The 16,175-nt window shown below is 41.9% G+C and carries 16 protein-coding genes; 7 read left to right on the top strand and 9 right to left on the bottom strand.

Going from position 1 to position 16,175, the window contains the following annotated elements; genetic code table 11:
* Positions 1 to 248 precede the first annotated feature (248 nt).
* Complete coding sequence (locus tag AACS98_RS10175) at positions 249 to 1,055, bottom strand: M15 family metallopeptidase (protein WP_066379100.1); 807 nt, start codon at positions 1,053 to 1,055, stop codon at positions 249 to 251.
* A 101-nt stretch (positions 1,056 to 1,156) separates the two neighbouring features.
* Here AACS98_RS10175 and AACS98_RS10180 point away from each other — a divergent pair, with 101 nt between their 5' ends.
* On the top strand, positions 1,157 to 2,080 hold the full coding sequence (locus AACS98_RS10180; RefSeq protein ID WP_066379102.1) for an AEC family transporter: 924 nt from the start codon (positions 1,157 to 1,159) through the stop codon (positions 2,078 to 2,080).
* Between the two features lie 150 nt (positions 2,081 to 2,230).
* On the opposite strand, the gene AACS98_RS10185 is transcribed toward AACS98_RS10180, so the two are convergent.
* Positions 2,231 to 2,740, bottom strand: a complete 510-nt coding sequence (locus AACS98_RS10185; RefSeq protein WP_066379109.1) for a phosphoribosyltransferase — start codon at positions 2,738 to 2,740, stop codon at positions 2,231 to 2,233.
* A 71-nt stretch (positions 2,741 to 2,811) separates the two neighbouring features.
* Between AACS98_RS10185 and AACS98_RS10190 the strand changes: the two genes are divergently transcribed.
* Together AACS98_RS10190 and AACS98_RS10195 are read left to right on the top strand one after the other, a co-directional pair.
* Positions 2,812 to 4,266, top strand: a complete 1,455-nt coding sequence (locus AACS98_RS10190; RefSeq protein WP_066379111.1) for an MFS transporter — start codon at positions 2,812 to 2,814, stop codon at positions 4,264 to 4,266.
* A gap of 287 nt (positions 4,267 to 4,553) precedes the next feature.
* Positions 4,554 to 6,857: a bifunctional serine/threonine-protein kinase/formylglycine-generating enzyme family protein gene (locus AACS98_RS10195; RefSeq protein WP_066379113.1), complete on the top strand. Its 2,304-nt coding sequence runs from the start codon at positions 4,554 to 4,556 to the stop codon at positions 6,855 to 6,857.
* 246 nt (positions 6,858 to 7,103) lie between these two features.
* On the opposite strand, the gene AACS98_RS10200 is transcribed toward AACS98_RS10195, so the two are convergent.
* The 3 genes from AACS98_RS10200 to AACS98_RS10210 all read right to left on the bottom strand — a co-directional run bounded on the left by AACS98_RS10200 (position 7,104) and on the right by AACS98_RS10210 (position 9,320).
* Entirely contained in the window at positions 7,104 to 7,547 is a 444-nt protein-coding gene (locus AACS98_RS10200; RefSeq protein WP_066379115.1) for a type II toxin-antitoxin system VapC family toxin, read from the bottom strand.
* On the bottom strand, positions 7,544 to 7,795 hold the full coding sequence (locus AACS98_RS10205; RefSeq protein ID WP_066379121.1) for a hypothetical protein: 252 nt from the start codon (positions 7,793 to 7,795) through the stop codon (positions 7,544 to 7,546). The genes AACS98_RS10200 and AACS98_RS10205 overlap by 4 nt, the downstream gene beginning before the upstream one ends.
* A 118-nt stretch (positions 7,796 to 7,913) precedes the next feature.
* Positions 7,914 to 9,320: a hypothetical protein gene (locus AACS98_RS10210; protein ID WP_066379124.1), complete on the bottom strand. Its 1,407-nt coding sequence runs from the start codon at positions 9,318 to 9,320 to the stop codon at positions 7,914 to 7,916.
* 818 nt (positions 9,321 to 10,138) lie between these two features.
* Here AACS98_RS10210 and AACS98_RS10215 point away from each other — a divergent pair.
* Complete coding sequence (locus AACS98_RS10215) at positions 10,139 to 10,348, top strand: hypothetical protein (RefSeq protein ID WP_066424801.1); 210 nt, start codon at positions 10,139 to 10,141, stop codon at positions 10,346 to 10,348.
* A gap of 103 nt (positions 10,349 to 10,451) precedes the next feature.
* Here AACS98_RS10215 and AACS98_RS10220 read toward each other — a convergent pair whose 3' ends face one another.
* Positions 10,452 to 10,970 carry a YciE/YciF ferroxidase family protein gene (locus AACS98_RS10220; RefSeq protein WP_066379126.1) on the bottom strand — a complete coding sequence of 173 codons (519 nt, stop codon included), beginning with the start codon at positions 10,968 to 10,970 and terminating at the stop codon, positions 10,452 to 10,454.
* Between the two features lie 368 nt (positions 10,971 to 11,338).
* Here AACS98_RS10220 and AACS98_RS10225 point away from each other — a divergent pair, with 368 nt between their 5' ends.
* Together AACS98_RS10225 and AACS98_RS10230 are read left to right on the top strand one after the other, a co-directional pair.
* Positions 11,339 to 12,019: a HEAT repeat domain-containing protein gene (locus tag AACS98_RS10225; RefSeq protein ID WP_066379128.1), complete on the top strand. Its 681-nt coding sequence runs from the start codon at positions 11,339 to 11,341 to the stop codon at positions 12,017 to 12,019.
* A 74-nt stretch (positions 12,020 to 12,093) separates the two neighbouring features.
* Complete coding sequence (locus tag AACS98_RS10230) at positions 12,094 to 12,660, top strand: phycobiliprotein lyase (protein WP_066379131.1); 567 nt, start codon at positions 12,094 to 12,096, stop codon at positions 12,658 to 12,660.
* 140 nt (positions 12,661 to 12,800) lie between these two features.
* On the opposite strand, the gene AACS98_RS10235 is transcribed toward AACS98_RS10230, so the two are convergent.
* From AACS98_RS10235 to acsF, 3 genes are all read right to left on the bottom strand, one after another.
* Entirely contained in the window at positions 12,801 to 13,229 is a 429-nt protein-coding gene (locus AACS98_RS10235; protein WP_066379138.1) for an HNH endonuclease, read from the bottom strand.
* On the bottom strand, positions 13,226 to 13,567 hold the full coding sequence (locus AACS98_RS10240; RefSeq protein WP_066379141.1) for a hypothetical protein: 342 nt from the start codon (positions 13,565 to 13,567) through the stop codon (positions 13,226 to 13,228). The genes AACS98_RS10235 and AACS98_RS10240 overlap by 4 nt, the downstream gene beginning before the upstream one ends.
* A gap of 161 nt (positions 13,568 to 13,728) precedes the next feature.
* Positions 13,729 to 14,784: a magnesium-protoporphyrin IX monomethyl ester (oxidative) cyclase gene (acsF, locus tag AACS98_RS10245; RefSeq protein WP_066379146.1), complete on the bottom strand. Its 1,056-nt coding sequence runs from the start codon at positions 14,782 to 14,784 to the stop codon at positions 13,729 to 13,731.
* 266 nt (positions 14,785 to 15,050) lie between these two features.
* Between acsF and hemF the strand changes: the two genes are divergently transcribed.
* Positions 15,051 to 16,094: an oxygen-dependent coproporphyrinogen oxidase gene (gene hemF, locus AACS98_RS10250; protein WP_066379149.1), complete on the top strand. Its 1,044-nt coding sequence runs from the start codon at positions 15,051 to 15,053 to the stop codon at positions 16,092 to 16,094.
* The last annotated feature ends 81 nt before the right edge of the window (positions 16,095 to 16,175 follow it).

The raw sequence follows: 16,175 nt of genomic DNA on the forward strand, positions 1-16,175 counted from the left end.
AAAGATTAACTCTTTACCACCTCTACCTTAAATGATTATCATTATTTATAAATTTTTCGGTGCTTCTCACTCAGATGATTAAGCATTTTAGTATTTATTCAGTGTCTCAGATAACTTTGTCATCAGCATGCAGACTTTCAGGTTGTATGTGATTCTTTGTATTACGAGTTTACAAGATGAGAAGCCCAATAGCTCTGAGCAGTTGGGCTTCTAGTGGTACATCAACGATTGAACAATATATACGAATGTTATGGAGATATTTTAGCTGGTTTGATATTTCTGGCTTTATAGAATGTTTCTAAGCTATCGCGATCGCCTACAAAACGCCAGTGCCAAGGTTCATAACTTACCCCTTGGGAATTATCTTTCGTAAAAGACATCTCAAAGCCAAAGCGGGCAGCATTCGCTTGTAGCCATTTAAAAGCTCTGGTATTTTCAAAGATAACTTGTAGATTCGTCGCGGGTGCGGCTCCATCCCCAATATCCACAGCGTAACCGGTATGATGTTCACTATACCCAGGTGGCGCACTCAAAGCTGCTCTTTGGGCTGGGGTTTGATTGCGTTGCGCGCCAATGTTAAAAAATAACTGTTCCTGTTCTTTCACAGCACGAAAGCCAGAAATTGGGACTAAAATCACCCCCTCACTCCGTGCCGCTTGAGCCATCGCCTGATACCTTTCGGCGGCAACTTTTCGCAGTCTGACGCGTCTATCGGCGGTAATTGGTACTAATTCCGACTCAGGTGCTTCTGGGTATGCTAAATGTCCTAATACTACCTCACTATTATTGGGGGAATTAGTCGCCATAGGTGTAGGGCTAGGATTAGCTGGTGCAGTTTCAGACTCGGCGGTTGGTTTGGGTGTAGTCAGGGAAAATAAAAAACCGCTAATAATAGCCAGCAGCACAAAGATTGTTACTCCCCCACCCAGCAAAACCCAGGGTTGCAACTTTGATTTAGGCGCGACATCGGGAGTATCGCGTAAAGCTGCTGGAATATCATCATTAGGTTCACTCCATGAGTTTTCCGGTTTTCCAGAATATCCAGCTTTATTCACAGGTCAACTCCTGCTGATGTTCACAATTCATAACAGATTTTAAACTGAATAGAAATAAACTTATTGGGTAGCATTTTACATTTATATCTTCAGACACAACATTGATAAATCTCCTAGAACTATACGTCAAACTTGTGGGATTAGTCTTAGTAGGATTTACGTTGGGACGAAAGTTACCCAATACAGTACCTACCCGTTTAGCTCAATACCTTTTCTGGGTGGGAGTCCCTATCAGTATTATTGCTTTCTTACGTCAAGCTGACTTATCAGGGCAAATTTGGATTGCTCCGGCGATCGCTCATCTTGCTATCCTACTAGGAGCATTGTTAGCATGGCTAGGAATCAAAGTCCAAACATACTACAACAAAACTAGCCCGGAAAAATCCACTCAAGGTAGTCTGCTATTAGCCGCCATGATTGGTAATACCGGTTATCTCGGCTTTCCCGTCACCTTAGCAATGGTAGGTAAAGAATACTTTGCTTGGGCTTTATTTTACGATTTACTCGGTTCTTTTCCCGGTGCTTATGCTTTGGGTGTGGCTTTAGGTGCGCGTTTTGGTGACAATGGCCAACAAAGTCAAATTACTCAAGTCGCTAAAGCTATCTTGATTAACCCCGCTATCTGGAGTTTCGGCGTGGGTTTGCTACTGCGCCAAGTGGCAATTCCTGATGCAGTCGCATTCACTTTAGATAAATTAGCTTGGACTACAGTTGCTTTATCTTTAGTATTAATGGGGATGCGCTTGGCAAAACTTAATACTTCGGTTAACTTGCCCCAGGTGGGCATCAGCTTAATGATTAAAATGCTGATTGTTCCTGTTATTTTAGGCTGGACTTTGCCATTTTGGGGTGTTACCGGGTCTGCTGCTAAGGTCATTATATTACAAATGGCTATGCCTCCCGCTTTCGCTTCTTTGGTGATTGCGGAAACTTTTAATCTTGACCGTAATCTCGCTGTGTCAACTTTGGCTGTGGGAGTTATGCTTTTGTTGGTGACTTTGCCTATGTGGTTGTGGTTATTTTGAGGGAGGAAAGGGAGGGTTTTTTAAACGCAAAGGAGCGCGGAGGAAACGCAAAGGAGCGCGGAGGTTTTATTGGGAGGAGTTACGCAATATTCCAGCATTGTTGACAGTTAACCGTTAACAGTCAACCGTCAACCAGTTTTTGTCTCGTTTTTAACTGTGTTTTGCTGCTAATTCGGCGGGTGTTAGATGTTCATAATGTTCAAATGGTTGATGTATCCAGGGATTATCTGGTAAGTAATCTATGTAATAGTTGGGTGCGATGACTGAGCAAGCTTTATACCAAATTACTGCGCTGCGAATTTCTGCTATTGGGCTGTTGATGTTTTCTTTGAGCCACGGAATTGTTTCTTTTAGGGTGATTCCAGAGTCTACTAGGTCGTCTACAAGTAAAATGTGTGAACCTAGTTTTTCTGTGGTCGTGGTGAGATGACGGGAAAAGGTTAAGTTACTTCTTTCTTGTTTGCCAGGGCCACTGTAAGATGATGTTGCTAAAATTGCCAAAGGTTGTTGATATATGCGGGACAGTATATCACCTACTCGTAGTCCGCCTCTGGCTAAACAGATAATTTGATTAAATTCCCAACCAGAGTGATAAATCTGAGTCGCTAATTGTTCGATTTTATAGTGATATTCTGACCAAGAAACGTAAAGGTCTGGCATAAGGTAAGTATATTTTAGGAGATACTGAAGGCGATCGCAAACTCTATATTGTAGTATGAGCGCAAGACATTATGAGTGATTCTGCTAGTGATGATTATCCCCAAACGGCTCAAGTCACCCAAAAACTAAACTTACAAACTAAGTTGGCTTATGGTGCTGGTGATTTAGGCCCCGCAATTACCGCTAATGTATCCATATTTTTTCTGTTACTTTTTTTTACCAATGTCGCTGGTATTCCGGCGGGTTTGGCTGGTAGTGTTTTATTAATTGGCAAAATTTGGGATGCAGTTAATGACCCCGTAGTGGGGGTACTGACAGATAAAACTCAATCCCGTCGTTGGGGTCGTCGTCTGCCTTGGATGTTGTATGGGGCTATTCCTTTTGGTATTTTCTTTTTCTTACAATGGATTGTACCCCGATTTAGTAGCAACCAGAGTAGTAATGTTTGGGCTTTGTTTTGGTATTATGTGGTGATTGGGTTGATTTCCCAGGTGTTTTACACTGTGGTGAATTTGCCTTACACCGCACTCACCCCAGAACTCACCCAAGATTATGATGAGCGTACCAGTCTGAATAGTTTTCGGTTTGCTTTTTCTATTGGTGGGAGTATTTTATCTTTAATTCTGGCACAGATAGTTTTTTCCCGCATTCCTGACCGCCAACAACAATATTTAGTTTTAGCGGCAATTTGTACTGTCATCTCGGTGATATCATTATATTGGTGCGTTTTTGGAGTGCGCGATCGCGTCCTGGCTTTTGAAGCTAAACGCATTCAACTTGAAGAACCTGAATCTCTCCCCTTTCTCCAACAACTTAAAATAGTATTTACCAACCGTCCCTTCTTATTCGTCATTGGTATATATCTGTGTTCTTGGCTAGCAGTACAAATCACCGCTAGCATTATTCCTTACTTCGTGATTAACTGTATGTCTCTCCCAGAAGCAGATGTACCTACAACCATGATTGCAGTTCAAGGAACGGCTTTACTCATGTTATTTGTTTGGACATCTGTAAGTAAAAAAATCGGCAAAAAATTAGTTTACTTTCTGGGTATGAGTCTATGGATAATTGCAGCTGCTGGACTCTTTTTCTTACAACCCGGTCAAATCAGTTTAATGTATATCATGGCTGTCATGGCGGGGGTTGGTGTTTCCACAGCTTACTTAGTTCCCTGGTCGATGATACCAGATGTAATTGAATTAGATGAACTGCAAACCGGACAACGCCGAGAAGGGATTTTTTATGGTTTTATGGTATTATTGCAGAAATTTGGGTTAGCATTTGGGTTATTTTTAGTAGGTAATGCTTTGCAAGCATCCGGTTTTAAAGAAGCTGTAGCTGGACAAACTGCACTACCCATACAACCTGAATCTGCATTACTCGCTATTCGCATAGCAGTCGGGCCGTTACCCACCATCTGTTTAATTTTAGGTTTAGTCTTAACCTATTTCTACCCCATCACCCGTGAAATGCACGCAGAGATTCTGCTCAAACTCAAACAACGTCAACAACACCACAATTCTTAGTAGGGTGCGTTAAAGCGTAGCGCAACGCACCGTTTATAAATCACCACAAAAAAAGAAAATTTCAAAACCTTGTAGAGACGTTGCATGCAACGTCTCTACACTAAAAGACTGATTGCACTAATTCCGAATTTATACCAATGTTAAAAAAGAATGCAACAGATACACAGGCGCAAACCTTTGTGATATTTATCTTTTTGAATTTTGAATTGGTATAAACCCGTCTTGCCAGATTTCATCATTAACAATTACACTAAACTGTAGCAAGCATCTGAGGGTTTACACGTATCGTGAACACGCTGGCGGGACGCTACGAAATCATACAACAATTAGGCGGTGGTGGTTTTGCTGTCACATTTCTAGCTAGGGATAATTTCCAACCCAGCAAACCTTTGTGTGTCGTTAAACAACTACATCCCCACCAGACAGAACCCCGCGTTATTGATTTCTTTGAAAAAGAAGCTGCTATCCTGGAAAGACTGGGTAAACATCCCCAAATTCCCCAACTCCTCGCCCATTTTAACCAAAACGACAATCTTTATATTGTGCAGGAGTTTATCGAGGGACAAGACCTGAGTCGAGAAATTATCCCCGGTAAGCGACTGAGTGAAGGTTATGTCACCAAACTTTTATATGATGCCCTAGAAGTTTTATCTTTTGTACATAATCAAGGAGTTATTCACCGCGACATCAAACCCCAGAACCTGATGAGACGAAAACAGGATGGTCAGATTATCCTGATTGACTTTGGGGCTGTGAAAGAGCTTACTACATTCATGCTGAATGCTCAAGGTAAACTCAAGACTAGCGTTCTTATTGGTACAACTGGTTATATATCCTATGAGCAATTTCGGGGTAAACCTTGTTTTGCTAGCGATATATATGCGTTAGGAATAATTGCTATTCAAGCTTTGACTGGTCTTCTACCGTCACAATTAGACGAAGACCCCCAAACAGATGAGATTATCTGGCAAAATCAGGCACAGGTGAGTGATTCTCTGGCTGAGGTGTTAACTAAGATGGTGCGCTATCAATCTAGTTCGCGCTATCCCAATGCAGCCGAGGCTTTGCAAGATTTAATGTCAAGAGCATCGCCGATACCGCCCACGATTATAGTCGATATTAACAAGGAATTATATCTGCAAGAAGTCACCCTACGTGCAGAACAACGTCAAGGTAATTTGTCTGTTTTTGCTTTGAGAATACTAGAATCGAAGCGGGTTGAGTTGGGGTTATCTGAGGAGGAAGCAAAAGAAATTCAAGCACAAGTTCTGCAACCCTATCGGGAGTATGAACGGAAGTTAAAGGAGTATGAACAGGCGTTAATTGATGCGGTGAATGTAGAATATCCCTTTAGTCAAGCTACACAAAAGGATTTGCAAGAATATCAGCAATATTTGGGGTTACGAGATGAAGATATTGCAGCGATAGAAGCACGGGTATTTGCGCCGAAACTAGCGGAATTACAGCGTCAGCAGCAAGAAGCGGAAAGGTTACGTCAAGAAAAACAGCGACAAGCTGAATTACAACGTCAGCAAGAAGCGGAAAGGTTACGTCAACAACAGCGACAAGCTGAATTACAACGTCAGCAGGAAGCGGAAAGGTTACGTCAACAACAGCGACAAGCTGAATTACAACGTCAGAAAGAAGCGGCAAGAGAACAACAACGACAACGAGAACGAGAAGCATCTAAACCTAAATCTCCCCCAGGTATTCAAACCGAGACTTTTGAATTTGAAACCGCTACCATTACCCAGAAATTAGGGTTTTTAGGTTTAGGAAAACAAACTTATGAAATTAACCGCAGTCGCAGATATGCTGAGTATTTCCGGGAAGACTTGGGTAATGGTGTCGTTTTAGATATGGTAGCTATTCCTGGCGGTAAATTTCTCATGGGTTCACCAGAAGATGAGGAAGGACGATATGATTCTGAAAGTCCACAGCATAACGTCACTGTGAAACCCTTTTTCATGGGTAAATTTCCCGTCACCCAAGCTCAATGGCAAGCTGTTGCTGCTTTTGCTAAAGTCAAGATTGATTTAAAGCCCGACCCATCTTATTTTAAAGGTGCTAATCTTCCTGTAGAATGTGTGTCTTGGCATCATGCGGTTGAGTTTTGCGCTAGACTATCTCAAAAGACTGGGAGAATCTATCGTTTACCCAGTGAAGCGGAATGGGAATATGCTTGTCGTGCTGGAACAACTACACCATATTACTTTGGCGACGCTATCACGACAGATTTAGCGAATTACAATGGTAATTACACCTATGGTTCTGCTCCCAAGGGTGAATATCGTCAGCAAACAACAGATGTGGGAAAATTTCCTGCAAACTCCTTTGGTTTATTTGATATGTGTGGCAATATATGGGAGTGGTGTCAGGATGAGTGGCACTTAAATTATATAAAAGCACCGGGTGATGGTAGTCCGTGGCTATATGGTAAAAATGAATGCCGAGTGCTGCGCGGTGGTTCGTGGGACTTCTATCCCGGAAGTTGCCGTTCTGCTCTTCGCAACAGGTTCAACCCCGGCATCGACAGCAGCGACAACGGTTTTCGGGTGGTTTGCGTTGGTGCTGCGGCGAGGACTAAGTAGCACTTTATACTCTTGCCCTTTTGCGCTTTACAGTTTTTTCTTTTCCCTTCTTAAGTTCTCGCGCTTGGCGCGATCAAATTTTTTGGCGATTTTTGGATGAGTAATTAACATAATACATGATGCTAGGGATTTTGGCAAGTGATGTAACTCAAGACGCTTCAGGTAAGGGTGATTGCTGGGGATAATTGCTATTTGAGGAGGCGATCAATAGCTTCTCTACAATGTAGGTTGTCGGTGATGTTCGCTTTACCCTATCTCTAACTCACCTACTACCAAAATCCTCAACTCTGTTACTCGTTTCAAAGCTACATCATTAGTCAAAAAAGCATCACAGTTACTGGTTAAAGCGATCGCTATCTGCAAAGCATCGGCTAACTGAAGGTTGTAACGTATTCGGATGTTAGCAGCATCCCGCGCGATCGCCGCATTAATATCAATAAATTTTACCTCATCACTCAGTAAAACATCTATAAAAGCTTGCTCTAAATCCTTTAATCCCCAACGGATAGCACCCACCAAACACTCAGACAATGTTATGGGAGATATTACAGCAGTAATATCAGTTTCCAATCTTGCAAAAATTGGGTCAACTACATTGACAAACTGCGGATTACGCTCTACAAAATAAATGACTGGTGCTGTATCGATAAATATCTGAGAAACACCTGTCAATGCTTCACTAATTTTCATTCTTCCGTTTTTAACAAACCTTCGCGATACTCATCTCCTTCTCGTCTAGTTTGAGAAACCCACTCTTGAGCATCTTTACCCAATAGTGGATAGGAAGCCATACCTTTTAAATCGCTCCATTTACGTTTTGATGGTGCTGGTATTACGTGCTGTTTCATCCGTTCTACTAAGTACCCCATCACTGTCAATTGCTCTTGTGGAGTGAGTTTGTCAATTTCGTTTAACATTTTTTGCAGTGATAGACTCATCAACTTTATCCCAATAAATCTGATGTGTACAGAATGCGGTGTGGCGATCGCTCTACGTCTAATTTAGATTTTATTGATGTACAATAACAGCGTCTCGACTCATTTCAACGCTATATATTTACAACCTATAACTGTCTTCAGGCTGCAAACCATACCAGTTATACCAGTGACGCACCGCTAACCAAATAGCAGACAACAAACCCGCGATACTCAAAGTCAAACCGCTAAAGGTGACTAATAAACCGAAAACTGGTAATACTGCTCCGGCGATGGTACAAATAATTGCAGCTATGGATGCACTGCGATTGTAACCCAATCCCCAGGTTAAGGTCAGCAATATCAAGGATATCATCCCCCAAGCCAACCCAGCATCCATGTAGCGGCTGAGATAGGTTAAAGTTAGTATACAAGCAAAGAAAATGCTAGCGGCGATCGCCACATTTTTTAAACTCATGGGGATAGATAAATACAGCAGCAATATCCACCACAAAAACAAAGCCGGCGTTAGCAACAACAACCGAGGTAAGATACCCGTTTGACGAATGGGGTTAGTGTTGGTAAACACGCCAAAGGGATTTTTTACCGCCACATTATCGTCAAATATCCAAGTAAATTGCGTGGTACGTCCATCAACTTTAGTCTCACTGGGAATTATACCACTAGCAAAATCAGCCCCAGGAAAGTTAGCAATTGCTGTCAGGCGAAAGTTAGATAATAACTGTGAGGTTGCGCTATAAACCCAACGTGAACCCCCTTGTGCTTGATAGGTGACACGAAAGCTCGTTTCTTCACCCGGTTGTAACTGGAAAGCAAAGCTATAATTACCCGGTTCTACTGGTTCTAGTCTGGTGCGATCGCGTTCTACTTTATAGTTAGACAGTAAGGAATAACCGATGGGTGGCGGTGCTTCAAAAAAGAACTTATCAATATTATTCAGGCGGTTAACTACTTTATATTCAGCACTATAGTCTACACGATAAACCGCGCTACGGTTTTGAACATCTGTGCTTTGGTCTAACTTGACTTGAATTTGCGACCCAGCCAAGGACAGCAACCGATTAATTTCTCGCTGATCATTGACTTTGACTATCTTACCATTTACCTGAGTCGTATAACTAAATGGCTCTTGCATCACATAACGCACTTGCGGCGCGATTTGTTCTAACCTATCTCCAGCTACACTTTGAGCTACTTTCGCTACTTTCGCTTGTTCCCAGTGGTGATAACGATTGCTTAAAGTAGAACAAAGCAAAAATCCTGCTACCAACAATACTAATACTAGACTTAAATGCTGTAAACCCTGCAACATTTGCGAGTAACGAATAGCCCAGTCACCAATGACAATTGCTGATTCTGCTTTTTGATGACGTAAAGCAAAACTGATTAAGGCGATCGCTATTCCCAAGGCTACCACTAAAAACACCAATAACAGCAACCCTGGTAGTAATTGCGAACCAATCTGAATTAACTCTGTTGGATGTGTAATATCAGGTAATCCGGGAATACCCTGACTGGTAGGAGACATTAGCAGTTTTTGAAATAATTTACAACTGTAAGACTGCTAAAGCCTCAGTCAAGTTTCTGTAAAAAAACTGTTACTTGTTAAAATTACTGAGGAGTTTTCACAAAATATTACTAATTATCAACATTCAAATAAGTATATTTACTCTCAAAAACCGTAGTGGAACAACTACGGTTTTTTTGAGTGGAACACTGAACTCTAAACCTAGGTGAACAATGAGAGCCTTACAACTTCAGCTCTTTACCTGAAGTAATCTCTTTGAGAGTTTAACTGGTATACAACAGGTTTGTCATTACTGAAATGATACATTCCAGATGGTGAGAAATACATCTTATTTACCGTCAAATTCTATAAATTTAAACAAAATTAATCCAGTTCAAAAATCTAGTTATACCGTAATATTTCTGATTTTATGAATTTTTTAAATACATTTATCTACTTGTTTGCAAGGTTATTTAGTTATAATTATTACTTAAGTATATTTAGAAAAAATCAGTAACTAAGGTGATCAAAATTTATAGTGTTCACAAGTAAATGTCAGTAAAAATCTGAAGAGTTATGCAAAGGCGACATAATTTTTATTTCGTAGTCGGGGCGGATTGATCAATAATGCCGTCTACCTAGAGATTCACTGCTTTAACCAGCCCTGACTTGAATCCTGATTGTGTGGTGGTAGCGTCTGAAATAAAAAACTCCAGTCTTGATTACAAACCAAATGAGAATTTTTGTGACACTTGCGTAAGTTATGTATAAAATTGGTGATTTGGCTGGGGATCTGAGAAAATTGACCACTAATGCCATAGTCTTTATTCACAAAACCAATGAGCGATCGCTTCCAGTGTCCCCGGTACAACATCACCCTCAAGAATCTTGAAACTCCAGAATCTGATGAGGGATTATGTGATTTTTGCTGGTACGAATACTGTTTTTGTTGGGCTGAGTATTGTCTAGACGCGTGGTTGCAAGCACAAGCCAACTCTGGCTCACCCACTAGCAATGAGCAAGCAACACCAATTCACAATTCAAAATAGCCTATGAGAATTCACAAAGCCAGCAAGTCGGGTGCGTCAAATGTGGAAATCCGTTCATATTTACCAACATATCCGAGTTAACGCACCCGACAAGAATCTTTGATTATTTACATTCTTTCAACAACTGTGGTATGTGTTGCTCTAATTTTTTAGCTGTCTGTTCTTCCTGTTGCAAGTTTTGCTGTAGCAGTTGTACAACTTGTTGTTGTCCCATCTTTTCCGCAGTCTGAATTAAACCACGGTAGCAAGCAATTTCTAGCTGTTCTACCTTAGCTTGACATCCTGCCAATCCCAAAGAGAGAATTTGCTGATTTTCCGCAGCTAGTAGCATGAACTTTTGTCCATCACTAATTAAACCAGCCGCAGTATCACAAGTGACACGCTTAGGTTCTTGTCCCAAAGCTTTGAAAACCTGTTCTAAATTCTGAATTTGTTGCTCTGTTTCCCGAATGTGAGTTTCAATCAAAGATTTTAACTGGTTATTTTGACAACACTGCAACATCATCTGTTGCGCTTCCCAAAAGCGATTTTCAGCATCATACATCGCGCAAACTTCGTAGATGAATTTTTCTTGGATGTTGGTGATTTTGGCGGTAGCGGGGCGTTCTCTCAGTTGAACCATTGTTCTGCTCCTGAAGTTTGGTACACCTAGTTAGTATTTGGTGTGTGTATCCTTCACCTACCTTCGCCAATCAATCCAGTCTTCTCGTCATACCAGAGGCACAACTGATTGTTAATTCTGAATGCTACAGCAAATACATAGAAGGGAGTGGGGGGGATGAGGGGATGAGGGGATGAGGGGATGAGGGGGATGAGGGGATGAGGGAGAAATTCTTTCCCAATCCCCAATCCCCAGTCCCCAGTCCCCAATCCCCAGTCCCCAATCCCCAGTCCCCAATCCCCAGTCCCCAATCCCCAATCCCCAGTCCCCAACCCCCAATCCCTATATCAGTTAAAGTAAAGATAGGTTAAGAAATCGCTGAGAAATAGATGGCTGTTCCACACTTACAGGAAATTTCTGCTCAGTTAGAAAGTACGAATTTGCGCGATCGCATGGTAGCCTTGGCTAATTTACGGCATATACCCGCCGAAGATGCTGTACCTTTAATTAAGAAGGTCTTAGATGATGAATCTTTACAGCTGCGATCGATGGCAATCTTTGCCCTAGGAATCAAGCAAACCACAGAATGCTATGAAATTTTGTCCGGCATTCTCCAAAATGACCCAGATTATGGTATACGTGCCGATGCGGCTGGTGCTTTAGGATATTTGGGTGACGCTAGAGCCTTTGAAGTGTTAGCACGCGCATTTTATGAAGATACGGACTGGCTAGTAAGATTTAGTGCGGCAGTTTCCCTGGGAAATCTCAAAGACCCCCGCGCTCGTGATATCCTGATTCAAGCTTTGGATAGCAAAGAAGTAGTATTACAAGAAGCTGCTATCTCGGCTTTAGGAGAAATTCAAGACATTGATTCTGTAGATCAACTGCTACGCTTTGCCCAATCACCGGATTGGCTGGTACGGCAACGTTTAGCAGAAGCTTTGGGCAATCTACCTACTCCCAAGAGTGTATCAGCTTTGAAATACCTAGAAAAAGACTCTCACCCCAATGTTGCCGAAGCTGCAAGAATTTCACTCACCAGACTAGAACAAAGAGGTAATCCAGCTTAATCTTAAAACCTCCCATTGCCTTTTAATAATAATAAGTGCAAGTTTTCCTATTTTCATGCAGGGTAATTTCAATTATGAATATTGAAGAATTTTTTGAATTGAGTGCTGGTAAATGGTTCTCCCATCGTACCAGCCACCATTTAGCGTTTAAGCAATCTGAAGATGGGAAATCAGACTTAGTGATTGAAACACTAGCAGCAGATCACCCAGAAGTAATTAAACTGTGTGAATTATATGAAATTCCTGCTAGTGCTGCTTCCTGTGGTGCTAGAGTTACCTGGAACGGCACAATGGAATGGGACGAAGAAAAACACACTGGCTCTACTGTTTTAGTTACCGTACCCGATGAGAATAATCCCAGCGAAGGTAGGCTATTACGAGAAATGGGTTACGCCGAAAAAGCTCCTGTTGCCGGACGTTATAAAATGGGCGACGATGGCGCATTGACTCTAACTACAGAGTATGAAACCATGTGGTCTGAAGAACGCTTATGGTTTGCTAGCCCTAACCTACGGATGCGTGTTAGCGTTTTAAAACGTTTCGGTGGTTTTAGTATGGCTTCTTTTACCTCCGAAATTCGCATGGGTGGCGGTTCTCCGGCGGCGAAAGCTTCTGAAGCTGCTAATTCTGCATCAAGCTAGTACAGATATGTGATCATCTGACTATGTAGGGTGCGTCAGTCAGATCAACCTTGACATTCTCAGAAATTATTCCTACTGACGCACCCTACTGGCTACAAAAATTACAGTGTATATTTAAGCCAGGTGAAACATAACCACTTTTATGAAATATCGGGCGGATGTTCCCCTAGCTTAACCCACATTTTACGCACACGAATTAACTGCGAACGGTTCATTTTCAAAGCAGAAATAGTTGCTCGACCGACAGAAGTTAGCGGGGTAATCTCGGTAGCATCTTTACTCCAAGCAAAATGTTCAGACCATAATTGTTGCTGTGGGTTAAATAGAAAGACTTCTTGTTGTGTTTCTGTGTCCACAGCAGTTTGACGGGAAGCTTTATAACGATTACAAGTAGGACAAGACAAACAAAGATTTTCAAAAATTGTTTTGCCTCCAGCTGATAGAGGAATTATATGCTCAAACTCAAAAGTCGTAACTGTCAAGTGTTCAGCAGTACGACAGTACGCACAACAATCAGCAAATTTAGAACGGATTTTGCGTTGTAATTCAACAGGAATATAAACACTCACGCCACTCTTGATATTCCTTTCATTTTTAAAGTATACTTAGCTCTAGTTTTTAAAATATTTAATTGGTCAATCTGTGCCAATAAACAGTCTAAAGTCGCTTTTTCTTCAGCAGACAGTACATTTTCTGCATTTCGCTCTAATAAATCATTGAGTTCGATTTGGGCTTTTGGTGACAACATACTTTCCGCCAAAGCTTGTAACTCATCCAAGCTTAATCCAGTTAAAATTTCATCATCTTCTAGCGATGAATTCGTTAGTTGTTGGTATGTGGCTAAATCTAACAGCACACCAATTCGTTCTCCATCTTGATTTGTCACATACTGTATAGAATCAGACATATCAACTGTTGGCGTTTCAGGCTACTAATTATAGTTTATCAGTTTTCACTTTTGGTCAAACTTAGCATTTTCAGGGATTTCCAAATAAAGGTGCGTCAGTCAGATAAACCTTGACATTCTCAGAAATTATTCCTACTGACGCACCCTACTAACTGCCCAATTTAACGTACAGTTCCCCGCAAAGCCTCTGTATCAATGGGTTTGATCAGGTAAACTAACAACAGATTCCAAACAATTGCAGCAATTAAAGGTAGTTTGCGAATCTGTTTTATCCATTTGGGCTGAGAACTGCGCTCAATTTCTGCTATTTGCAAGTTATAACCTGCACAGCGTTGCAAACGAGGGAAAAACTGGGGATGTTCTGTATTTAACATTACCGGAAAAGCCCGACCCGCCGTTTCATTAGTATTGTAAACAACTTGGCGGTCAAATTCCGTGGCATCTAGTCCCAGTGATTTGTAAAAACCAGAGCGTTCATGCACTGTCATTGTGTGGGTAGCAAATACCGAAAGCAAGAAAAAGCGACTCCACAGCCGAGCTTTCCAAGTTTTCCATAGTTGCGGTTGCGAACGTAAAAGTGCTTTGAATATATCCCCGTGGCGGTTTTCGTCCTGACACCAACTCTCAAAGTAGCGGAAGATGGGATAAAACTGGTTTTCCGGGTGCTGTTCTAGATGTCTGTAAATAATGATGTAACGCCAGTATCCGATTTTTTCAGATAGATAAACGGTGTAAAGCACCCACTCAATCGGGAAAAATGTATAGGTGCGGGTTTTTGTGACAGTGGCTAAATCCAAGGAGAGTTTAAAATCGCCCATTGCTTTGTTGAGAAACCCAGCATGACGGGCTTCATCACGCGCCATCAGTTGAAACATCTCCGCTAGCAGTGGACTGCGGTTTTTTAGTTTGCGGGATAATTCCTTAAACAGCAAGAAGCCGGAAAACTCGGAAATGCAAGAGCGTTCCAAATAGTCAATAAACGCCTGTCTGGCTTCACCCTCTATATGTTCCCAAGACTGTTCAAACGCTTCATCCCGAACAAAATGATGGCGGTTGTAGTCGGCTCGCATTTCTGCCAACATCGCCTGTAACTCTGTTTCTTGGGTTGATAAATCTAAGTTGGCGGTTTTTTCAAAGTCTGTAGTATAAAACCGAGGCGTGAGTATAGTTTCTTGGCTGGGGGTTTTAGTTTCTGGTTTGGGTAGGGTATTAACCATGAGTATTACGGTAATCAAGTAAATAATTCGATAACTATAAAGTTATGATAAGTGTGAGTCTTTGGCTAGACCTGTTTACAATCCTTCAGTAAACTGAGAATTGCCTTCTATCTTAGATATGGGGCAGTAGCAACTGAAAGCCTTTGATAACTGGGTTTGAAAGCATTTATTAAGTTTTGAAACTTATCAGACACAAAGTATCTATATAACTATAGAGTTATTAAGCAGTGGTAATCACCCTTACTCAAAGTTTCAGAGGTTGTAACATGGGTCTTCATTCCGATAATTCTCTGCAAGAATCTCCAAATCACACAATATTGCTGACACCACCTAACAATACTATCCCCAAGGATTCACGGGAGAGGGTGCAGCAATTCATGCAGAACTTACAGGATGAGATTTGCACAGCGTTAGAGCAACTCGACGGGGAAGCACGCTTTCATCAAGATTATTGGGAGCGAGCAGAAGGGGGAGAAGGACGTACCCGTGTGATTAGAGAAGGGCGCGTGTTTGAGCAGGGGGGCGTGAATTTTTCCGCAGTGTGGGGAAAGAGTCTACCAGCTTCGATTGTGGCTCAACGTCCAGAAGCAGCCGGACATGAGTTTTTTGCCACGGGAACATCAATGGTATTGCATCCCCGTAATCCCTATGTCCCAACAGTACATCTCAACTACCGTTATTTTGAGGCTGGCCCGATCTGGTGGTTTGGTGGTGGGGCTGATTTAACGCCCTATTATCCGTTTGTAGAGGATGCGGTTCACTTCCATCAAACGCTAAAAAATGCTTGTGATGTCCATCATCCAGAGTATTATCCCACCTTTAAACGCTGGTGTGATGAATACTTTTATTTACGACATCGCCAAGAACAGCGAGGTATTGGCGGTATTTTCTTTGACTATCAAGATGCTAGCGGGAAGTTGTATGTAGGTACTCAAGCGGATACCCTGGCGGCGATTTATAGCCAGCAAGTGGGAAATGTGGCGCGGAATTGGGAAGATATTTTTGCGTTTGTGCAGTCTTGTGGTCAGGCTTTTTTACCTGCTTATTTGCCTATTGTAGAACGGCGACAAGAAACAGAGTATGGCGATCGCCAGCGTCATTTTCAACTATACCGTCGGGGTCGTTACGTCGAGTTTAACTTAGTCTACGACCGAGGTACGGTATTTGGTCTGCAAACTCAGGGACGCACAGAATCTATTCTCATGTCTTTACCACCTCTAGCACGTTGGGAATATTGCTACCAACCAGAACCAGCAAGCCCAGAAGCCGAACTGACTGAAGTATTTCTTCAACCTAGAGATTGGGTGTAGAAGAGAGGGGAGGAAGATGAGGGGGATGAGGGCGTGGAGGGAGCAGAGGAGATGTTTCCCTAATAGTTATTGAATTTTGAA

The organism is Anabaena sp. CA = ATCC 33047, assembly GCF_963870205.1.
Classification (GTDB): Bacteria; Cyanobacteriota; Cyanobacteriia; order Cyanobacteriales; family Nostocaceae; genus Trichormus.